This window comes from Agrobacterium sp. V1 (assembly GCF_030518355.1).
GTDB lineage: Bacteria > Pseudomonadota > Alphaproteobacteria > Rhizobiales > Rhizobiaceae > Agrobacterium > Agrobacterium cucumeris.
In genome coordinates, this window is the sequence record NZ_JAULSF010000002.1 from 62,217 (window position 1) to 83,306 (window position 21,090).

General features: G+C 58.7%; 21 protein-coding genes and 1 pseudogene. 9 read left to right on the plus strand and 13 right to left on the minus strand.

The window, feature by feature from the left end; translation table 11 throughout:
- Positions 1-123: 123 nt before the first annotated feature.
- Both QSV77_RS14440 and QSV77_RS14445 read left to right on the plus strand, forming a co-directional pair.
- A complete protein-coding gene (locus QSV77_RS14440) occupies positions 124-930 on the plus strand; it encodes a helix-turn-helix domain-containing protein (protein ID WP_302734006.1) in 807 nt (268 codons plus the stop codon).
- A 39-nt stretch (positions 931-969) separates the two neighbouring features.
- Positions 970-1,344, plus strand: coding sequence for a VOC family protein (locus QSV77_RS14445; RefSeq protein WP_302734008.1), 375 nt, complete (start codon positions 970-972; stop codon positions 1,342-1,344).
- Positions 1,345-1,635: 291 nt separating this feature from the next.
- On the opposite strand, the pseudogene QSV77_RS14450 reads toward QSV77_RS14445, so the two are convergent.
- Positions 1,636-1,856 (minus strand): annotated as a pseudogene (locus QSV77_RS14450) (IS6 family transposase); the annotation flags it as partial.
- A gap of 319 nt (positions 1,857-2,175) precedes the next feature.
- Between QSV77_RS14450 and QSV77_RS14455 the strand changes: the two are divergent.
- Entirely contained in the window at positions 2,176-2,538 is a 363-nt protein-coding gene (locus tag QSV77_RS14455; RefSeq protein ID WP_302735252.1) for a hypothetical protein, read from the plus strand.
- A 132-nt stretch (positions 2,539-2,670) separates the two neighbouring features.
- Here QSV77_RS14455 and QSV77_RS14460 read toward each other — a convergent pair whose 3' ends face one another.
- Positions 2,671-3,603, minus strand: a complete 933-nt coding sequence (locus tag QSV77_RS14460; RefSeq protein WP_302735253.1) for an agmatine/peptidylarginine deiminase — start codon at positions 3,601-3,603, stop codon at positions 2,671-2,673.
- On the opposite strand from QSV77_RS14460, the gene QSV77_RS14465 reads away from it, so the two are divergent.
- Complete coding sequence (locus QSV77_RS14465; RefSeq protein WP_302735301.1) at positions 3,493-3,876, plus strand: hypothetical protein; 384 nt, start codon at positions 3,493-3,495, stop codon at positions 3,874-3,876. The genes QSV77_RS14460 and QSV77_RS14465 overlap by 111 nt on opposite strands.
- 164 nt (positions 3,877-4,040) lie before the next feature.
- On the opposite strand, the gene QSV77_RS14470 is transcribed toward QSV77_RS14465, so the two are convergent.
- The 7 genes from QSV77_RS14470 to QSV77_RS14500 form a co-directional block, all read right to left on the minus strand.
- The gene (locus QSV77_RS14470; RefSeq protein ID WP_302734009.1) at positions 4,041-4,970 is read right to left on the minus strand and encodes a sugar phosphate isomerase/epimerase; all 930 of its coding nucleotides are present in this window, start codon (positions 4,968-4,970) and stop codon (positions 4,041-4,043) included.
- Positions 4,971-5,026: 56 nt separating this feature from the next.
- Entirely contained in the window at positions 5,027-5,968 is a 942-nt protein-coding gene (locus tag QSV77_RS14475) for a sugar phosphate isomerase/epimerase (RefSeq protein ID WP_302734010.1), read from the minus strand.
- An 82-nt stretch (positions 5,969-6,050) separates the two neighbouring features.
- On the minus strand, positions 6,051-7,223 hold the full coding sequence (locus tag QSV77_RS14480) for a Gfo/Idh/MocA family protein (protein ID WP_302734011.1): 1,173 nt from the start codon (positions 7,221-7,223) through the stop codon (positions 6,051-6,053).
- 80 nt (positions 7,224-7,303) lie between these two features.
- Complete coding sequence (locus QSV77_RS14485) at positions 7,304-8,206, minus strand: sugar phosphate isomerase/epimerase family protein (protein WP_302734012.1); 903 nt, start codon at positions 8,204-8,206, stop codon at positions 7,304-7,306.
- A gap of 23 nt (positions 8,207-8,229) precedes the next feature.
- A complete protein-coding gene (locus tag QSV77_RS14490; RefSeq protein WP_302734013.1) occupies positions 8,230-9,051 on the minus strand; it encodes an ATP-binding cassette domain-containing protein in 822 nt (273 codons plus the stop codon).
- 9 nt (positions 9,052-9,060) lie between these two features.
- Entirely contained in the window at positions 9,061-10,065 is a 1,005-nt protein-coding gene (locus QSV77_RS14495; protein ID WP_302734014.1) for an ABC transporter permease, read from the minus strand.
- A gap of 105 nt (positions 10,066-10,170) precedes the next feature.
- Positions 10,171-11,136, minus strand: coding sequence for a substrate-binding domain-containing protein (locus QSV77_RS14500; RefSeq protein ID WP_302734015.1), 966 nt, complete (start codon positions 11,134-11,136; stop codon positions 10,171-10,173).
- Positions 11,137-11,284: 148 nt separating this feature from the next.
- Between QSV77_RS14500 and QSV77_RS14505 the strand changes: the two genes are divergently transcribed.
- The gene (locus QSV77_RS14505; protein ID WP_110758178.1) at positions 11,285-12,325 is read left to right on the plus strand and encodes a LacI family DNA-binding transcriptional regulator; all 1,041 of its coding nucleotides are present in this window, start codon (positions 11,285-11,287) and stop codon (positions 12,323-12,325) included.
- A gap of 10 nt (positions 12,326-12,335) precedes the next feature.
- On the opposite strand, the gene QSV77_RS14510 is transcribed toward QSV77_RS14505, so the two are convergent.
- The 4 genes from QSV77_RS14510 to QSV77_RS14525 all read right to left on the minus strand — a co-directional run bounded on the left by QSV77_RS14510 (position 12,336) and on the right by QSV77_RS14525 (position 17,440).
- Positions 12,336-12,884, minus strand: a complete 549-nt coding sequence (locus tag QSV77_RS14510) for a sarcosine oxidase subunit gamma (RefSeq protein WP_302734016.1) — start codon at positions 12,882-12,884, stop codon at positions 12,336-12,338.
- Positions 12,877-15,840: a sarcosine oxidase subunit alpha gene (locus tag QSV77_RS14515; RefSeq protein WP_302734017.1), complete on the minus strand. Its 2,964-nt coding sequence runs from the start codon at positions 15,838-15,840 to the stop codon at positions 12,877-12,879. Before QSV77_RS14515 ends, QSV77_RS14510 begins: the two co-directional genes overlap by 8 nt.
- On the minus strand, positions 15,837-16,112 hold the full coding sequence (locus QSV77_RS14520) for a sarcosine oxidase subunit delta (protein WP_065117318.1): 276 nt from the start codon (positions 16,110-16,112) through the stop codon (positions 15,837-15,839). Before QSV77_RS14520 ends, QSV77_RS14515 begins: the two co-directional genes overlap by 4 nt.
- Positions 16,113-16,189: 77 nt before the next feature.
- Positions 16,190-17,440 carry a sarcosine oxidase subunit beta family protein gene (locus tag QSV77_RS14525; RefSeq protein WP_302734019.1) on the minus strand — a complete coding sequence of 417 codons (1,251 nt, stop codon included), beginning with the start codon at positions 17,438-17,440 and terminating at the stop codon, positions 16,190-16,192.
- Positions 17,441-17,530: 90 nt separating this feature from the next.
- Here QSV77_RS14525 and QSV77_RS14530 point away from each other — a divergent pair, with 90 nt between their 5' ends.
- From QSV77_RS14530 to QSV77_RS14545, 4 genes are all read left to right on the plus strand, one after another.
- Positions 17,531-18,505, plus strand: coding sequence for a GlxA family transcriptional regulator (locus QSV77_RS14530; RefSeq protein ID WP_302734020.1), 975 nt, complete (start codon positions 17,531-17,533; stop codon positions 18,503-18,505).
- Positions 18,506-18,553: 48 nt separating this feature from the next.
- Positions 18,554-19,219, plus strand: coding sequence for an XRE family transcriptional regulator (locus tag QSV77_RS14535; protein ID WP_302734021.1), 666 nt, complete (start codon positions 18,554-18,556; stop codon positions 19,217-19,219).
- Between the two features lie 25 nt (positions 19,220-19,244).
- Positions 19,245-20,051, plus strand: coding sequence for a hypothetical protein (locus QSV77_RS14540; protein ID WP_302734022.1), 807 nt, complete (start codon positions 19,245-19,247; stop codon positions 20,049-20,051).
- Between the two features lie 100 nt (positions 20,052-20,151).
- On the plus strand, positions 20,152-21,057 hold the full coding sequence (locus QSV77_RS14545; RefSeq protein ID WP_302734024.1) for a glutamine amidotransferase family protein: 906 nt from the start codon (positions 20,152-20,154) through the stop codon (positions 21,055-21,057).
- The last annotated feature ends 33 nt before the right edge of the window (positions 21,058-21,090 follow it).

Genomic DNA, 21,090 nt, shown 5'->3' on the forward strand with positions numbered 1-21,090 from the left:
TCTGTCTGAAAGATATCAGACCAGTATCCAGGCTCATGATGTTGCACTGACATCGTCATTCTCCGAATTATCTGGGATGACTCTATCGACAAAGCCTGTTGATGAATTTAGATATCCTCTCAAATGATGACTAAATTCCACCATCCGTCCTTATCCCTTTCTGCAGCCCTGGGCGACCACGAACTAGAAAAGTCCGCGGCGCGAGTGCACGCTGTGAGGATCGACGTATCCCAGAACGAACGGGAGGCACCTGAACACCGCCACCAAAAAGGGCAGCTTGTCATGGCCTCACGGGGCGGCGTGACATGTCGCGTTCCAAGCGGGATGTGGATGGTGCCGCCCCATTGCGGCGTCTGGGTTCCCGGCGGCATGCCGCATAGCAACGTGGCAACCGCCAACGCCCGTTTGTTTTTTCTGTTCATCGAGCCGGGCGCCGCCGATCTGCCGGACCGGTGCTGCACACTGTCTCTATCCCCGCTCATCCGGGAACTTATCATTGAGATGGCTAATCAGCCCGCAGCAGTGACCGCAGATTCAGAACTCATGGCAACATTGCTTCTGTCGGCATTGCCGCGGATGCCGATAGAGCATCTTCATCTCCCGCTTACAGATGAGCCCCGGCTTGTGCGAATTGCATCGGAGCTGGCCGAAGATCCCGCCGATCGCAGTACTATGGCGCTATGGGCAAGGCGGGTCGGGATGAGTGAGAATTCGCTCGCACGTCTCGTCCAGCACCAGACCGGCCTCACATTCGGTCGTTGGCGACAGCAGCTACAATTGATCGTCGCAATCCGCAGTCTTGCGGCCGGGTCGACAGTTCAGCAGGTTTCGGGCGACCTTGGATATGAATCCGTGTCTGCATTTATCACCATGTTCAAGAAAGCACTCGGCACATCGCCGGCCAGATATCTAGGTAACTTCGAGCGGTAGCATCATGAAATTCAGCTATCACCTGAGAGGAGATAAAGCATGTTCACCCACGTCATGATCGGCAGTAACGACCTGGAACGATCCAGAAAATTCTACGACGCAACCTTTGTTGCCCTAGGGGGCAAGCCCGGCGAGATGGATGCGAAAGGTCGACTGATCTACGCGCATGAAGGAGGGCGATTGATGATAACGAAACCGATTGACGGGGAGCCGGCGACCGCTGCCAACGGCGGAACGATCGGTATTGCGGCGACGACCCCCGACCATGTCGTGGCATGGCATGCCGCTGGTGTCGCACATGGCGGCATGGCAATTGAGAGCCCGCCCACGGAACGTCCGAACGGCGCGTTCGTCGCATATCTTCGCGACCCCGACGGAAACAAACTTTCCGCGCGGACGCATCAGCTGAAATGAGGTTGCTCTGCGTCGCCCTTGGTGATCAAGGACAGGAGGGTTACATTGGCCACAGCGGCAGCAAACGCCCTAGTGATCGCAACTCGTGACACAAGCCATTTCGAGGCTGCAGGGTCAATCCCTGGTCCAGATAATGATAGTGTTCATCTGAGTGTGGTAAGTTCAGGTCCCTTCAAAAGCTGGAGACTACGTTCTCGCGGGGGCATCTTGAATCGGAATTGCCACGTTGATTGGCGTTGGGTGCCAGCGGCGCGGTGTCGCCAGTTTCAGACTGTCATTTCAGCGGCATGCTCAGCCCCACAGGCTGAGCGCATCAGCCCGGGCGTGCGGTATGAAATGGCGGGTAGAGTGTAAGCGGCGGGGGCGGAAGATCGTGTTGATTTGATCGTCCGCCGAGAGGAAGCGCTGTGCCTGAAGCGGTGTTTGAACCGACCCGTGATCTTCTCGCACTTTCGGGTCTGCCGGTGGGAGTTTTCAATTCGGTTGTTCAGCTCATTGTGCGTCCGATGATTGGACAGGCAAGGTTTCTCCGTAATTTATGAACTCCGTTTATTTGATACTGATGGCGGAAATGGCTATGGCCATACCCCGCACTATATGAAGTCGCTGATGGGAGCATGCGCCGTCCCCCTTAGTGAAGATCGATGCCATGCTAGGGCATTCGATGCGCGATCTCTCATAATAATCTGAAGATCATGCGGCATCGACCTGGAAGAATAGGGTGACGCTGGCGCGCGCAGGTTCATATCCGCCATTGCCTCTCGCGGCGGAGGCGTTATCATAATCGTGTTGTAAGGTGGTAGGCTTTGGGAGGAGCGATACGTGAGACGGATGTGGCCAGATGAATTTGCCTTTCTGCTTGATGGCGCGGAAGAGGTTGACCTGCATATTCCAACGATGGAGCACAAAGATGGTTCGTCCGGGGAAACGATATCCCGGAAGGCCTTGAAAGCCCGTATCAGCCAACAGGATTTTGAGAAAATCTGGCCCCTGGCAGAGGCTCGTTATCGGTTGAGCGGCCGGTTTTCGGGCAAGGCGATCACGCTGATTGCCAACAACCCTCATTACCAGAAATGGCACCCCTCCGACGGCGGTAGCGTCGAGAGCGTGTCCGATAGCGGCCAGAAATACACGACACGTTATGTGACCGTGCATTTTCTTTTGGATGATGTTCACGAGCCTGTCGAAGCCTGAAGGTCGTAGTGGCGGTTCTTGCCAGTGGATTGGTCGAGTGGCGTCGAGGTCATTTCAGTCTTCGACGCCATTTTCGTGCCGGTTTCGATCTCCGGCACATCTCACCGTCAAAGGCACGTGAGCCCTACGTGATCAGACCTTGGGCTGCTCGTGAGTGGCACAATGGATGCCGCCGCCTACCTCGCCTACCGGGTCGATATTTAACGTGATGATCTCCCGGCCGGGATAAAGCTTGCCAAGAATCGCTGCGGCTCGTTCGTCGGCTTCCCGATCGCCGAATTCGGCGGCGATGACCGCACCGTTGCAGACATAATAATTGACATAGGAAGATACGAAATCGGCGCTGTCGACACGAATGTCGTAGGGTTCCGGCAAAATGATTATATCCAGCTTGCGGCCCTCGGCATCGGTGGCTGCGGCCAGAATATCATGGGTTTCGAAGGCTGCCACCGACCACGGGTCGTCGTGGTCGATCTTGTCTCCCATCTGGATCAGCAGTTGCCCCGGCTTGACGAAACGGGCGAGCGCATCGATGTGGTAATCGGTGATGTCAGCTCCGATGATTCCGGGTGCCCACACCATCTTGCGTGCGCCCATAGTGTCGAGGAGAAGCCGTTCGACTTCTGCCTTGTCGCCGCGGTTGCGATTGGCATTGATGAAGCTGCTTTCATGGGCGATCAACGTACCGTGGCCGTCGGTTTCCACCCCTCCAGCCTCGCCCACCAGCCCTGCATCAAAAACCGGAAGGCCCATACGTTCGGCTATCCGCGCGGCAATCTTTCCGTCGGCATTATGGGTTTGCTTGTTGCCCCAGCCGTTGAAGTTGAACTGCGTGATGGCGAGCCCGCCCTTGCCGTCTACAACAAAGGACGGCCCGGAATCGCGACACCACAGATCATCGGTCGGAATGTCCCATAATTCGACGTTGCGCGACACCTGTTTGCGGATCGCGCCATGGTACTGCGCTGCGGCCAGCATCACGGCCGGCTCGAACTCCGCGATGGTATTGGCGATTTTCGCAATGGTTTTTTGAAGGTCGTCAAGGAAATCGGGATCGTCATGCACGGCGGGGTTCACCGGCCACTGCATGAAAGTGCGTTCATGCGGCTCGGTTTCCTCAGGATACCAAAATCCGGCGGCACGGGCCGATGGGCCTGCCGTCCGGCCCTGATGGGACGAGGCCGAAAGGCCGGCGGTGGCAGCAGCGGCAAAAAGCAGTGTCTGGCGGCGGGTCATCATCGTATCACCATGAAAACACAAAGAAACGATCGCTTCAGCTTATGGGTGCGCATCTTGGATTTGCCCAAAGCTGCTGTCAACAAAGCCAATTCGTTCTGAAACTTCTGCTCATATTCCAATGTGGCTTTTACATGGATGTGACGGATAAAAGCATGGGTTTTCAGACTGTAGGATTCTTGTGTGTCGGGAATGATCACTAATTAGATCGCGATAGTGTGTTGGCTAGACCTCCCGCGGGGCGTCACGGTTTTACTCCGTTCGGTTCAGAAACCGCTTTTGGCAAGAAACGCCCTGCTGGCCGCCAGATCGTTCAGAATGCTGCCGGCATTACGCGGGTCGCGTTCCTGTTCGATGGTGATGTAACCGCCGTAGCCGAGTTCCGTCAGCAGGCTGCGGATCGCCGGATAATCGATCGAGCCGCGACCGATCGGGCACATCACGCCCTTGGCACAGGCGTCGAAGAAACGGATGTGTTCTGACATCACTTCCTTGAAAACAGCAGCGTCGATATCCTTGAAATGAATATAGTCGACACGCTCCCAATAGCGGCGAAGCGTGGCGATGGGGTCCATGCCGGAATAGGCCATATGGCCGGTATCGAGGCATAAGCCCGCGAGATCGGTGGGAATGTCCTCGACGATCTGCTGCAACTCGTCGGCAAATTCGATATAGCCGCCAGCATGGGGATGGATGGTGGCGCGCACGCCGTAGGTGTCACGGGCAAGCGTTGCAATGGCGCGGATGTTTTCGACCATGCCCCGCCATGCGGCCTCATCGAGGCGTGGTGCGCGGTCGGAATGGCCGGCGGCATAGTCTCGCTCATCATGGCCCCAATCCATCACCGTCAGGTAGGGGGCGGGAAAACGCTGGCCGGCATGGGTTTCCGGCTTCGGCAGGCGGGTGATCAGTGCGCAGATCTCGTCGGTCTGGCGCAGCAGGTTGTCGCGGTTGTCAGGTGAGACCAGATCGTCAAAGATCGTGCCGGCAACGATCTTCAGGCCGCGCTCGTCCAGCGCCTCTGAAACGCGCTTGAGATCAAGCGGCAGATAGCCATAAGGGCCAAGTTCCAGACCGCCGAAACCGGTGGCCTTCGCCTCATCCAGCACCTTTTCCCAATGGGGCAGATAGGGGTTTTTGACGTCATCGACGCCCCAGCAGCAGGGAGCGGTGGTGATGGTGATCGGGTTGGTCATGGCATCCTCGTAGTGCGATCGGTGCCGGGCCGCATTTTGCGGCCCGGGATCTCGTCTCAGCGGCTGATGGTCGCTTGCAGGGCGCAGATGGAGGACTGGATGCCCGCCTCGGTGGACATGGTGAAATCCTCCATTTCGAGGCTCACCCAGCCATTGTAGCCGGCCATGCGCACGACGGAGAAGAACTCCTTCCACCATTGCAGATCGCGGCCGGCGCCGACAGCCACATAGTTCCAGCTGCGATTGGCGACGTCAGTCACCTCTTTCAGCTCCAAGAGGCCGTTCACATCCGCCAACCCGCGTTCGATGCGGGTATCCTTGCCATGGCAATGGTGGATAGCGTCGCCGAGTGCCCGGGCAGAGGCGATGGGATCGGCACCCATCCACATCAGGTGTGACGGATCGAGATTCATGCCCACCGCCGGGCCAACCTCGTTGCGCAGCCGAAACAGGGTTTCCGGGTTCCAGACGAGCATGGCCGAGAAATTCTCGAGCGCATATTTTTCAACGCCGGCTTCCTTGGCGAGCTTCACGAGCCCGTGCCAGAGCGGGAAGGCGCGGTCCTCCCATTGATAACGGTCGCGCTCCGGCATCTCGGTCGGCCAGCTCTTGGTGTAGACGAGCCAGTTCGGCACCGTATCACCGGGCGCTGCCTCCGGCAGGCCGGACATGGTGACGATCTTCGTCACGCCGATCTCTCCGGCCAGCCGGACGGTGTCCTGCATTTCCTTAAGGTGGCGCCTGCCCATGTCGCCGGGATCGAGCGGATTGGCGGAGCAATTCAGCGCAGCGATTTCGAGGCCGCGTGCCTCGATTTCCTTCAGCTTGGATTTGAGCAGCCCCCTGTCCGCCAGAAGTTCGTCCGCGCGGAAATGCGGGCCGCTGGACCAGCCGCCGCCGGTCATCTCGATGCCCTCGACGCCGAGCGCGACACATTTGTCGAGCATATCGGTGAAGGGCAGGTTTGCCATGACATCAGTACAAATTGCGAGTTTCATCGTGTTGTCTTTCTAAAAAGGCATGGGGACGCGCTTGATGAGGAGGAGGACGGGAGAGTGGTCCGGCGCGCCCCCAAACTGGTCATGCGAAATCGACCCAGGCGGCGCCGGCATCGGCCGAGCGGACGCAGTTTTCCAGCCAGCGAACGCCTTCGGTGCCAGCCGTGATGCCGGGATAATGGTGGGTCTTCAGAAAGGCCCTGTCACCACGATTTGCCGCATCGATCGCCTGGGCAATCCAGAGATAGATATTCGACCAGCTATCGCCGAGACCTTCGGTATGGAGCGCGCCCATGCGGTCGATGGCGAGGCTTTCCTGTTCCAGATAGGGCATGCCGTGATGCAGGATGCGGCCGGGTTCGCCCTGAACCTCGTAGATCAGCTGGTCGGGATGGGAATCGGACCATTCGAGCGACGCCTTGGAGCCGACGAAGCGGTAACGCTGCGATCCCATATTACCGGCATTGACGGAGGAGACCCAGAGGCGGCCGCGTGCGCCATTGTCGTAATGCATCAGAACGGTGGCGTGGTCCTCCAGCGGCGCGCGGGTGGGGATGAAAGCCTTGCGGTCGCACAGCAGGCGTTTCACCTTCATATGCGGCAGCACGACTTCCGAGAGATAATAAAGATGCGTGCCGATATCGCCCAGCACGAAGGTTGGGCCGGCGGTGCGGGGATTAGTGCGCCATTTTACGGCTTCGCCCGCGTCCACATCGTCACCGGCGTTGAAGCCGTGGGTATATTGCAGGTCGACGATACGGATGTCGCCCAGCATTCCTTTTTTGACCATAGCCGCCATCTGGTGGACGAGCGGGTGCCCGGTAAAACCATAGGTAACGCCGACGATCAGGCCCTTCTGTTCAGCCAGCCGCGCCACCTCGTCGCATTCCGCCACGGTGAAGAATAGCGGTTTTTCGCAGATGACATGCAGCCCTGCCTCAAGGCAGGCCTTGGTGATTTCATAGTGCGTGAAATTGGGGGTGGCGATGGAGACGACGTCAACACCGTCTTCGCGTGCCGTTTCGCCGGCAATCAGCGCCTTGTAATCCGCATAGCAGCGTTCCGCCGCAACGCCGAGATTGACGCCGAAGTCTCGGCCTCTTTCGGCATCGAGGTCGAATGCGCCGGCGACGAGCTGGTAATTGCCGTCGCGCAGGGCGCCCGTGCGGTGCTTGTAACCCACCTGTCCCGTGCGTCCGCCGCCCACCATGGCCCAGCGCAGCGGGCGTGAAATCAGTCTTTCTCCGTTGATCATGTCAGTCGTCTTTCCATTTGATGTTGCCAATGGCTGGCCGGAGGCAGGGTCCGCCTCAGCTTCAGCGCCGGTTTGCCGCGTTATTTCTTGAAATAGAGGTCGATATAGTCCTGCATCTTGCTGCGCATGAACCGGCTCGATTCATCGGCCCTGTCTTCCCAGGCGAAGACGCAGGAGGTCATGATGCCGTCGAAGCCGATTTCGGAAAGCGTGCTGAAGAAGTCGTCCCATGGAACTTCGCCCTGGCCGATATTGAGATGCTGGTGCACTCGCGCCTGCGTGCCCGGCGGGTTGAGGATATAACGAAGCCCGGAGCTGGCCTTGTGGTTGAAGGTATCGCCGACATGCACATGGGCGAGCACATCCTTCGCTTCGCGCAGCATCGCCTTGGTGTCGTCACCGAAGTAGAAGGTGTGCGGCGCGCAATAGAGGAATTTGACGTTTTTCGAATTGACGGTGCGGATGATGTCCAGCGCCGGCTGCAGCGTCTCGCACCAGTCTTCCGGATGCGGCTCGACATGCAGGTTGATGTTTTCACGTTCGAAGATCGGCACCAGTTCTTCCATCGAGCGCCACCAGGCATCCTCGCAGGCCTCGATCATCGAGCCGGTATGGCAGCAGTAGCAGGAGCCCTTGTCGGGATGCGGGCCGCGGCCGAATTCGGAGTTCATCGTGTCGACCTCCAGTTCGATGGCGATCTCGATGGCCCGCTTCCAGTGTTTTACCGCCGCTTGCCGTTCGGTCTCGTCATTTGAGGCCCAGCGATACATCGGCAGCAGCGCAGCGATGCCGACATCGGCGTCTTTCAGCGCCTTCCTGAAGGCTCTGATGCGCTCGGGAAAGACACGCGGCGCCTTGAACCATTCGAGGAAATCGGCGCGGGGGCTGAGTTCGATCCAGTCGAAGCCAAGCTCCTTCACCTTGGCGGGCAGCTCATCGAGGCTGGTGAAACGGTGCATGTGGGGGTCGATGGCGATTTTCATCGGTCTTGATCCTTCTCTATGTCTTAACTGGATGGCGGCTGCGGCGGATGGCCCTCATGGCTGGCCATGTAATTTTCCACCTCAGCCCCGAGATCGGCGAGCGCTTCACCGCCGGCCATCAGGTCGGTGATCTCCTCGCGGGATTTTTCGCCCTTGCGGAAATTGGCGGCGACTGCGCCGCGGATGAGGACGGCGAAATGGTCGCCGACGGCGATGGCGTGGGTGACCTGATGGGTGATGAAGATCACCGCGATCCCCCGCTTGCGGGCTTCCAGCACGATGCGCAGGACGTGGGACGCCTGTTTCACGCCCAGCGCCGCCGTCGGCTCGTCGAGGATCAGAACGCGTGCGCCAAAATGCACCGCGCGGGCGATGGCGAGCGATTGCCGCTCGCCGCCGGAGAGCCCGCCGATAAGGCGGTCGCCGTCATCGATGCGGGTGATGCCGAATTCCTGCACCGCCTTGACGGCGATTTCATTGGCCTTCTTGCGGTCGTAGATGCGGAAAGGCCAAAAGCCTTTCGTGGGTTCTGCGCCAATGAAGAAGGAGCGGCCGATGCTCATCAGCGGAAAGGTTCCGCCAAACTGGTGCACGGTGGAAATGCCCATGCGCTGCGCATCGCGCGGCCCGTCGAAATCGACCGGCTTGCCATCCATCAGCAACTCACCGGAACTGGGCTGATAAACCCCGGCCAGTGTCTTGATCAGTGTGGATTTTCCAGCACCGTTGTCGCCCAGCAGGCAGAGCACCTCGCCGGCGCGCACCTTCAGCGAGATATCGTGCAGAACATCGATGGGACCGAAGGACTTGTTGACGTTTCTGAGTTCGAGAATGGGTGTGGTCATCGTCCAGCCTCACTTCTTCTTCGGCGAATAGGTGAGCGCCATGACGCGGAAGGTGTTGTTCATCAGCACTGCGAGCAGCAGCATGACGCCGATGATGAGGCTCGACCAGTTGCGGTCAAACGAAGTGAAATAGATGCCCTGGTTGACGATGGCGAAGGTGATGGTGCCGAGAAAAATGCCGATCACCGAACCGAAACCGCCCGTCAGCAGCACTCCACCCACGACGACCGCGATGATGGAGTTGAAGATGAAGGTCATGCCGGCTGAAACCTGGGCGACATTGAAGAGGATTGCCTGACAGACCCCGACGAAGGAGGCGCTGACGGAGGAAAGGACGAAAAGTGTCACCGTCAGCTTGTCTGTGGGAATACCGGCATTGCGGGCACTTACGCGGTCGCCGCCCATGGCGAAGATCCAGTTTCCGAAGGGCGAATAATGGACGTAGAAGATATAGATCGCCGTCAGCAGCAGCCACCAGACGATGCTGACCTGAAAACTGCCGCCGATGAAATGTCCGAAGAGAAATTTGGCGATGGGGCCGGATTGCGCCGGGCTCAGCGCCACACTGGTCGTGCCGGTTAACAGCACGGAAAAGCCGAGGATCAGCCCCTGCACCGCAAAGAGCGTGCCGAGCGTGACGATCAGTGACGGCACCACGGTCCGTATCACCAGAAAACCGTTGATCAGCCCGACAAGCACCCCAAGGCCAAGCGCGCCGATGATGCCAAGCCAGATCGGCATGCCGTAATAACCGGTGATGATGGCGACCGTCAGCGCGCCGGCCGGGATCATCGCGCCGATGGAAATGTCCAGCTCGCCGGAAATCATGAGAAGGCCGACGGGAATGGCGACGATGCCGAGATTGGCGGCGACATTCAGCCAACTTGCGGCACCCGCCGGTTTCAGGAATTCGATGCTGCCGAAGACAACGAAGAAGACAAGAACGAAAACAAGGCCGAGAAAGGCGCCTGATTCCGGGCGGCGCAGAAGGTCGCCCAAAGAGAGATTTTTCACGTCGTTCACTCCAATATTGGCCCTAAGTGCCGAGGGGATATCCTTTTGCCGTCAAACCCCGACCCCCGGTTTCCTTGGGGATCGGAGATGGCTACGGATAATCGCTCAGCGCGCTCCCTTGGCGACGCCGGCAAGCGTGGTCTGGATGTTGGATTTGTCGACGATGTTCGGTCCCGTCAGCAGTGGGGCGGTCGGCAGATCGGTTCCGAAATCGATGGCCGAGGCCAGCAGCGTTACGGCCAGCAATGATTGCAGATAGGGCTGCTGGTCGATTGCGAAACCCTGTGTCCCGTCCTTGATCCGGTCGAGGCCGGACTGGTTGAGGTCGAAGGTGCCGAGCAGGGCGGCTTCGGTCTTGCCGGCCTGCATGATGCCGATGGCGGCGGAATCGGCATCGCCAGCCGAAATGGTCAGGACGCCGTCGATCTTGCTGTCCTGTAGCAATGTCGCCTTGATGGCCTCGGCGACGGCGGTGGCGTCGCCGAAGCTGGTGGCCGGAAGCGGCAGCTGCTTGCCGGCGCCGCCAGCCTTGGTGATGCCGTCGATGACGCCCTTGCAGCGCGCCTCCTGATTGGCGGCGCCCGGAACGGTATTGACGCAGATGACGTTCTTTTTGCCCTGCTTGGCGAAATATTCGCCGCCGGCCACACCCGCCAGATATTCGTCGGAGCCGACGTAGTTGATCGCGCCGAGTTCCTTAGCCTTTTCGTGCCCACCGGCATTCATGAGAATGACCTTGATGCCGGCATTAATGGCTTCGCGGATCGCCGGGTCCTCGCCTTCGGGCACCCAGTTCGGGATCACGAGACCATCGACCTTCTGGCTGATGGCGGTCTGGATCAGCTGCACCACATCGGGCGCAAAATTGTCGTAGGTTTGCAGGCGCAGATAATTGACCTTGCCGCCATTTGCCTCGACCACAAGGCGTGCGTCATCCAGACCCTTTTTGATGAGGTTCCAGAATGCGTCGTCATTCTTGCCACCGACAACGGCAATATTGGCCGCAAATGCGCCGGATGCCATCACCAGCGATGCAGCACCCGCGATGAGAAATTTCCTGAAAAATGCCATTGTTTCCTCCCTGCCCATTCTCCCGATGGGCCAAAATGACAGGATGATTTATATCTTTCATTTTCTTGAAAATGGAATTTGTATTTCATTTAATGTTGCATTTCGTATCATTCAATGTCATTCATTGATGATACGATTGTGAGGTGCCATGAACCGCCCGACCATTACCGATCTCGCCAAGGCAGCCGGTGTCAGCATCTCCACGGTCAACCGGTTGCTGCACGGTTCGACCGCCGTGCGTCAGGATACGATCGACCAGATTCTCAAGGCTGCAGAGGAAATCGGTTTTTATGGTCTCGGCACCATCAAGGACCGCCGTCGTGAGGCCATGCCCCATTACAGGCTGGGTTTTCTGCTGCAGCAATCCCATCGGCCGCTCTACCGGTTGTGGGCGGAGGGGATCGTTACCGCCGCACGCCAGAGGCCGGACAGCGTCATCGAGCCGGATGTCGTGTTTGAGGACGACCTCTCACCGGAGGCCGTTTCCGCCAATCTCCTGAAGATGGGGCAATCCTGCAGCGCGATCGCGGTGGTGACGGCCGATCATCCGCTCGTCAGCCAGGCAATCGACGAGCTGCGGGGCAGGGGCGTTCCCGTGGTAACCTACGTGTCTGATCTGTCGGCGGCGAGCCGCGCGGGGTTTGTTGGAACCGATAGCTGGAAACGCGGTCGGACTGCGGCCTGGTTCCTCAGCCAGACGGTAAAGGGCGAGGGGGTGGTCGTGCCGCTGATCGGCAGCAACCGCTATCAATGTCAGGATGTTTCGGATGCCAGCTTCCGCTCTTATATCCGTGAGAATACACCTGAATTGCAGGTGGCGGAAACACTGCTGACCTTCGAAGAGCCTGAAAATGCCTATGTCATCATCCGCGACATGATCGCTTCCGAACCCGGCCTCAAGGGGATTTATGTCAATGGCGGTGGCATATCCGGCGTTCTGCGGGCACTTCGGGAATTGCCGACGGAAAAGCAGCGCGGCATAAAGATCGTCTGCAACGATATCGGCCCGGAAACGCGCAAGGGTCTGAATGAGGGGCTGATTACCGCCTCGCTGCCGCTTCCCCTCGACAGGATGCCGCAGCAATTGATCGACGTGATGTTACGGCGCGTCGAGAATGGCGACACATCCTCTGTCGAGCAGCGGATCGTTCCCTTTGAAATCCTGACGCCCGAAAGCATCTGGACCTAGGCCGATAAGATCACTGGAATTCAAGGCTCATCCGGGCAAGATCGTCCCACAGGCTTTCGGCGAAACTGCGTAAAACAATGACTTCGAACACCTGCCCCTCAAGCCGGGTGAGATGCGCGGCGATATGGCCGATCAGCGTCGTGGCGGAGCGTCCCGCCGGAAAAGCCGTGGTGGAAAGATCGACCGCCGTTCCTTTTGCCAGCACCCGTTCCGCCATCCTGCCTTCGATACGAATACGCACGCGTCCCTGGCTCTGGTCCACACCCGTCGCCTGCGGCTCAAGCGCCGCAAGAAACGCCTTCATCTCCGCCTGGGACAGCGGCTCTTCGCGGACGATGAACCATTGGCCGGGAGAGACCGCCCGCACATCGCCTTTTGCGAAGCTGCGCAGACGAACTTCCATATCCGCTGCGCCGGGCGCGGCCAGCACATGTATGATCGCGCCTTCCGGCAGGGGAGAGAGCTTGATGGCGGTGGAAGCGATCGCTCTCTTTTTGCCCAGCACCGGGCGGAGCATCGGCCGGAAACCAGATTTGAAATTGGGCTTGAAATCAGACATGGAGCTTCTCGTTCTCAGGGTCGAAGAAAACCGGATGGCACAGGCGGGCGGCGGTGAATTCATTGCGCAGACCGTTCCAGACCACGACTTCCTCGCCATGCCGCGCAGGGCCATTCTTGACGAGGGCGAGGCCAATGGTCGAACCGAGATGGGGTGAAAACGCGCTTGAGGTCACATAACCCTGATCGTTTTCCAGCGTTGCCGCCGCATCCCTTTCGAGAATATGCGAACCGGTGCGGAATGACTGGTTTTTATCCAGCGGCACGACGCCGACAAGGCTCGGACGGTCGGCAGCGGAAAGCCCCTCGCGCTCCAGCATTCGCCGGCCGATGAAATCGGCCTTGGTGGCGGAGACCATTTTGCCGAAGCCGAGATCGGTGGGCACCACCGTGCCGTTTATTTCGTTGTGGGTGACATGGCCCTTTTCGATGCGCAGCACACCAAGCGCCTCGACACCATAGGGCATGATGTTCTCCGGCTTTCCTGCTTCCATCAGCGCATCGGCAACGCTTTCACCGTAACCGGCCGGAACGGCAAGCTCGTAGGCCAGCTCGCCGGAGAAGGAAATCCGGAACAGGCGTCCGTGCAATTGCCCGCCAAACAGTGAGACGTCTTTGGCCGCAAGAAACGGGAAAGCCTCGTCGGAAATATCTTCATCGACGATTCTTTGCAGAATTGTGCGCGCCTTCGGTCCGGCAATCGCCATCTGCGCCCATTGATCGGTGACAGAGGCAAGCCGCACGTCCAGATCCGGCCAGAGCGCCTGGGCGCAGAATTCCAGATGGTTCATGACACCCGCCGCATAGGCCGTGGTGGTCGTCATGAAGAAACGATTCTCCTCCAGCCGGCTGGTGGTGCCGTCATCATAGATCATGCCATCTTCACGCAGCATCAGGCCATATCGCGCCTTGCCGACCGGCAGCTTGAGAAAGGCATTGCAATAGACCCGGTTGAGGAATTCGGCGGCGTCCTTGCCGCAAATCTCGATCTTGCCGAGCATCGATACATCGCAGAGGCCGGCATTCTTGCGAACGTTCAGAACCTCGCGATCGACACTTTCCCGCCAGCTGTCTTCACCTTTGCGGGGAAACCAGGAGGAGCGATACCAGAGACCGGTTTCAACGAAGATCGCCCCGTTTTTCTCGGCCCAGCCATGCAGCGGCGATTTGCGCACCGGCTGGAAATGCTGGCCGTGATAAGCGCCGGTGAGCGCGCCAAAGGAGACGGGCGTATAAAAAGGCCGGAAGGTGGTGGTGCCGACTTCGGCCGGCGAAACGCCGCGCGCCTCGGCCAGTAGCCCGATGGCGTTGACGTTGGAAAGCTTTCCCTGATCAGTCGCCATGCCGTTCGTCGTATAACGCTTGGCCAGTTCCACATGGCCGTAACCTTCGCTAACGGCGAGACCGAGATCCTTGCGGTGAACATCATTCTGGTAATCGACAAAGGCTTTGGCCTTGATGCCAGAGATGGACCAGAGTGGCTTTGCAGGCGGGGCGACGACATCATTTTCCACGACGCCAAATGTTGGTGTCCTCGCTGCAAAACCGAGATCCCGCGCAAGCGCCGCACCCTTTCGCGCGCCGTCTTCAAGGCAGGCGGCGATGCCATTGATCGCTGATACCGCACCGGCAAGTTCGAGCCCCTTGAGATTGGCGGGGGCAAGGAAGGCAGCATTGTCTTCCGACCAGACCGGTTTTCCACCGCGATGGCAGGCGAGATGGATGATGGGGCTGAAACCGCCCGACATGGCGAGCGCATCGATATTCATGCTTTCCGTGCGGCCATTGGCATAAATTTCTATGGCGGAAAGTGCCTTGCCGCCCTTTGCATTCGAGACGACGCCACCCTTGATGACACGCGCCTTGCCTTCGTAGCCCGGGTTACCCTGCTCGCGGCTGTCGATGATTGCTGCGAGAGTGACACCCTGTGCTTCCAGATCGCGGGCAAGGGCATAACCACTGTCATTGGTGGTGAAAATCGCCGTCGCCGTGCCGGGACTGATGGCATAACGGTTGAGATAGCTGCGCATGGCACTGGCCATCATCACGCCGGGAATATCATTGCCACCGAAGACCAGCGGCCGCTCTTCCGCGCCCGTGGCAAGCAGCGCACGTTTGGCGACGATGCGCCACAGGCGCTCCACCGGCACGTGGGCTTCCGGATCGGGCAGATGTTTCTGCACCCGCTCCACCGCGCCGAAGACATTGCCGTCATACCAGCCGAAAGCCGTGGTTCGCGTCAGCACCGTCACATTCGGTAGGGTTTCGAGTTCGGCAACACATTGCGCCGCGAAATCCGGTGCGCTCTTGCCGCCGATGGCTGCCGTTTCGGAAAGAAGTCCGCCGCCTGCGAGGGAATGTTCATCGACAATGATGACGCGCGCGCCGGCGCGCCCAGCGGCAAGGGCTGCGGCAAGTCCTGCCGCGCCGGAGCCAATCACCAGCAGGTCGCAATGCGCCCAGCATTTGTCATAGGCGTCCGGGTCTGCCGCGTGGCTTGCCTTGCCGAGACCGGCCGCCTTGCGGATGAAGGGCTCGTAGATTTTTTCCCAGAAGGCGGCAGGCCACATGAAGGTCTTGTAATAGAAACCCGCGCCGAGGAAGGGCGAAAGAAGGCCGGTCAATGCGCCGATATCGAAATCGAGAGAGGGCCAGCGGTTCTGGCTTTTCGCTTCCAGCCCGTCATAAAGCTCCTGCATGGTGGCGCGCGTGTTCGGCTCCGTGCGCCCGCCGCTGCCGATCGTCATCAGGGCGTTCGGCTCGGCGGCACCCGCCGTCAATAGGCCGCGCGGGCGGTGATATTTGAAACTGCGGCCGACGAGCTGCTGGCCATTGGCGAGCAGGGCGGAGGCGAGACTGTCGCCTGCAAAACCCTGCATCACCTTGTCGTCGAAGGTGAAGGAAAGCGGGTGGGTGCGGTCAATCAGACCGCCGGTCTTCAGGCGGCTGGATGTCATGCGCTTGTCACTTCCTTTTCTCCGGCGGCGTCCCGGCAGGCGGATATCTCATGGGTGACGGTGTCGCGGGCGACGATCAGCCAGCGGCGGCAGCCGGAGGTGTGGTGCCAATATTCCTCATAGGCGCCGCGCGGATTGTCACGCAGATAGACATAATCGAACCATTCCTCAGCACCGGCATCCGCTGCCGGTCGCTGAAGGGCAGCGCCCTTGATGGTGAATTCTTGCCTGGGTCTTGGCCCGCAATGCGGGCAGGGCACGAGACTTGCCATTTCAGATGTCCTTGATCCGCCAGATAGCGGGATGCCGAAAAGTGTGAGCGGTTTTCGCCTGAAATCCCGCTACAGATTTAGTGAAGGTTGGGCTGTGCGCCCTGACCCTTTTCATCGATGAGATAACCGCGTCGGAAGCGGTCCAGCCGGAACGCTGTTGCTGTTTCCTGCGGTGTGCCGCGCGCCAGAAGATGGGCGAAGCAAAAACCTGAAGCGGGCGTCGCCTTGAAGCCGCCGTAACACCAGCCGGCATTGAGATAGAGATTGTTGATCGGGGTTTGGTCGATGATTGGTGAGCCATCCATCGACATATCCATGATGCCGCCCCAGGAGCGCAGGACCCGGACGCGGGAAAGCGCCGGTATCATCGCCTTGCCGGCTTCGGCGACATGTTCGACCGTCGCCAGATTGCCGCGTTGGGCATAGGAGTTGTAACCGTCTATATCGCCGCCGAAGACGAGGCCGCCCTTGTCCGATTGCGAAACGTAAAAATGGCCCGCCCCGAAGGTGACGACGCCATCGATGAAGGGCTTCAGCCCTTCCGACACAAAAGCCTGCAGCACATGGCTTTCGATCGGCAGTTTCAACCCGGCCATGGCGGCCACCTGCGAGGAATTGCCCGCTGCCGCCAGCGCCAGCTTGCCACAACCGATGAAGCCGCGGCTTGTCTCCACACCCACGACCATGCCGTTTTCGCGGCGAATACCCGTCACCTCGCAGCCCTGAATGATATCGACGCCCCGGCTGTCTGCACCGCGGGCATAACCCCAGGCAACGGCATCATGTCGCACCGTGCCACCGCGCTTTTGCAGCAGGCCGCCCTGAACCGGAAAGCGGGCATTGCCGAAATCGAGAAACGGCAGCATCGCCTTGACCGAGGCGCGGTCCAGAAGTTCGGCATCGACGCCGTGCAGCCGCATGGCATTGCCGCGCCTTGTATAGGCATCGCGCTGCGCATCCGAATGGAAAAGGTTCAGCACGCCGCGCTGGGAAACCATGGCGTTGAAATTGAAATCCTGCTCCAGCCCTTCCCACAGCTTCATTGAAAGCTCGTAGAATGGGTTGTTGCCCGGCAGCAGGTAATTGGAGCGGATGATGGTGGTGTTGCGGCCAACATTGCCGGAGCCGATATAGTTTTTCTCCAACACCGCGACACTGGTGATGCCGAATTCCTTGGCAAGGTAATAGGCGGTGGCCAGCCCGTGCCCGCCGCCGCCCACGATGATGACGTCATAATGCGGTTTCGGCGACTCATCCCGCCATGCGGGCTTCCACGCTTTGTTGCCGAAAAGGCCGTTCATGAAAATGGAAAAAGCGGAATAGCGCATCTGGCCTACCTCGAACGATATCGCAGGAGATTAGCCCCATCTTTCTAAAGGTCATTGCAAAAAAGAGACATTCAGATATAGAAAAAGGACATGACGACATCTGAACAAAAGAATGTCCAGCGCATCGGTTTTGTCCTTGTTCCGAATTTCGCGCTGATGTCCTATGCCTCGGCGGCGGAGCCGCTGCGGGCCGCCAATCTGATTGCCGGAACTGATCTCTACGAGATCGTGCCTCTCTCCTTCGATGGTGAGGCGGTCAGAAGCTCGTCCGGAATCCTTGTCGATTGCAAAGCGCTCACCGTTGCTGGCGAGCGGTGTCATACGATCTTCGTCTGCGCAGGCGGCGGGCCGCAGGACTGGGCGGTTGCGGAGAGTTCTTTCGGCACATTGCGGAGGCTGGCGCGGCAGGGTGTCAGGATCGGGGGAATTTCCAGCGGCGCTTATGTGCTGGCGGCGGCCGGACTGCTGGATAATCGTGATTTCACCATCCATTGGGAACACGCGCCGGTGCTGAGGGAAGCTTTCGGCCACCTCGCGCCCCGGCAGGCGCGGTTTGTCATTGATGGAGATCGCATCACTTGCGCTGGCGGTGTCGCACCTCTCGACATGATGCATGCGATGATTTCTGAGAGGATGGGTGCGCATTTCGCAAGGCGTGTCAGCGACTGGTATCTGCACACGGCTGTGGCCGAACCCGGCGCGCCGCAACGCGGCTCCACGGCGGAACGCTACGGCACCAATCACCCGGCGCTGCTGACCGTTCTGGAGAAAATGGAAACGACCATCGAAAGCCCGCTCGACCGGCGGACCATGGCGAAGCTGGGGGGAACGAGCCCACGGCATCTCGATCGGATTTTCGCCACCTATCTGAAAACGACGTTTCTGGAGACATATCGCGCAATCCGTCTCGATCACGCCCGGCGGCTGCTGGAACAAAGCCCGCTGTCCATCGCCGAAGTTGCCTTCGCGACAGGCTTTTCCAGCGCCGGTCATTTTTCGGGAAGCTTCAAGGCCCGCTTCGGTTACACGCCGAATGCCATGCGACAAAGATTTCCTCCGAGTTAAGATAGTTTTCCTGTAAAGAAGGAAAAACACAATACTGCCGGAGGACCCATGGCAAAGGACACCACCAAGACCGAACAAGCGCAGTTCCTGTCGCAGGACCCGCACGCCGTTCGCGAGCCGAGGGTCAATAATCTGGAAATGGCGATCGGCCATGAGGTGCGCGCCTATCGCAAGAAACTCGGCATCACGGTCACCGATCTTGCATCGGCCACCGGTGTCTCCGTCGGCATGCTTTCGAAGATCGAAAACGGCAATATCTCCCCGTCGCTCACCACGTTGCAGACGCTCTCAAAGGCGCTGGGTGTGCCGATCACGGCCTTTTTCCGTGGTTTCGAGGAGCCGCGCAGCGCCACCTTCGTCAAGGCGGGCCAAGGGGTGAATATTGACCGCAGAGGCACCCGCGCCGGCCATCAATACAGCCTGCTCGGCCATATCGACAACAATACCAGCGGCGTCACCGTCGAGCCCTATCTCATCACCCTGACCAAGGATTCGGATGTGTTTCCGACCTTCCAGCATGAGGGCATGGAGTTTCTCTACATGCTGGAGGGCGAGGTGGTTTATCGCCACGGCGAGCAGCTTTTCACCATGCAGACCGGCGACAGTCTGTTTTTCGATGCGGATGCACCGCATGGGCCGGAAGAACTGGTGAAACTTCCCGCCCGTTATCTATCGATTATTTCTTATCCGCAGAGAGGTGCGGGGGACCAGTAATCCTTTGAGAAGGCTAGGAGGTTATGTGCTTCGAAAAATCATTAGGAGACCCAAATACCTTCGCTCGGGCGAATTGGCATACGTCCTCCCTCATTCCTACGTCAAAGAAAGGCATGAGTTACTTCTTACAGTTTCTCTCGTCACAAATCGTTATCTCTTTGGGTTAGTTTACAGCGGTCTTTGTCCCCAATATTTTCGCAGTATGGGTGTGGGAAGTGGTGTGTTTGTGTCATTGGTTGTGCCTACTGATGAATTGAATATGGGTATAAGTAAGCCTGGTGACATAGATATACTTGTTATTCCGTATCAAGATGATGTCCTGGTTTTGGACCAAATATTGGCTATTGAAGTCAAAGTAGTCAGGGCTTCTTTCTTCAATCAAGGCAGATCTCCAAATTCTATGGGCATGACGCAAGCGGATGGCCTACTAAAGATGGGATTTCCCTACGTTGCAGTAGCGCACCTAATTGTCTCGGATGAAAGCCCTGAGCATGCTTGGCGGCCCATGGGTATCGCTGAAATTTTGGATGAGTTCGGCAATTGCAAGATGTTGCCCGAAATGAATGTGGACTGGATGCCAATTGACCTCATGGAGCGTGCCATGGGAAAAATGAAGTCCGCTCGAAGTTCAAAGAATTTAGGCCTTGCTGCTGCCTTTTTAGCCTCGAAGGAAGAGGATTTAAATGGTGCAGGGCTGCGTGGCACTTGGTATCCAAATGTTGAGCCCGCATCGGTGAACGATTTTGTTCAGCAGAGTACACTGGAAAAAATTGTCTCTCTTTTCCACGAAAAGCCCACAGCTTTCATGGATATACCTCGCTATGATCCATAGCGCGTAATTTGCCTTAGAAGAAAAAAATATTCCTGATAGTTGACGGGGCGGAATTCCATATGTTAGCCCTTCATTCAGAAACGAATGGAGGTGCCTGTCGATGTGCGGCATTGTTGGACTATTCCTGAAAGACAAAAGCCTTGAACCGCAGCTGGGTCAGCTGCTTTCGGACATGCTCGTCACCATGACCGATCGCGGGCCGGATTCGGCCGGGATCGCGATCTATGGCAGCGCTGCCGATGGAAGGGCGAAGGTGACGATCCAGTCGGCCGATCCCGCCGCCGATTTCTCCGGCCTTGCCGAAGCGCTGAAGGAAAATGGCGTTGATGCCGCCGTCACGGTGAAAAGCACCCATGCGGTTCTCGATATTCCCGCCGGGAAGCTTGATGGCATTCGCGCGGTTCTCTCCGCCATCCGTCCGAATGTGCGGGTGATGGGCTCCGGCGACAACGTCGAAATCTACAAGGAAACTGGTCTGCCGAAAGACGTCGTTGCGCGGTTCGACGTGCGCTCCATGGCGGGCAGCCACGGCATCGGCCACACCCGGATGGCGACGGAATCAGCGGTGACGACGCTCGGCGCGCATCCCTTCTCCACCGGCGCCGACCAGTGCCTGGTGCATAACGGCTCGCTTTCCAACCACAATAATCTGCGCCGCGAACTGGTGCGCGAAGGCATGAGCTTCGAGACCCAGAACGACTCGGAAGTCGCCGCCGCCTATCTCACGGCTGAGATGGCCAAGGGCAAGGATTTAGGCGAGGCGCTCGAGGGTGCACTCGATGATCTCGACGGCTTCTTTACCTTCGTCGTCGGCACCAAATCCGGCTTTGGCGTGGTGCGCGATCCCATCGCCTGCAAGCCCGCTGTCATGGCCGAGACCGACCAATATGTCGCTTTCGGCTCGGAATATCGCGCGCTGGTCAATCTGCCCGGCATCGAAAATGCCCGCGTCTGGGAGCCTGAACCGGCGACCGTCTATTTCTGGGACCATGAAAAGGCTGCCTGAGACCCGTCATCGGCGCCTGTTTTGAAAGTCATA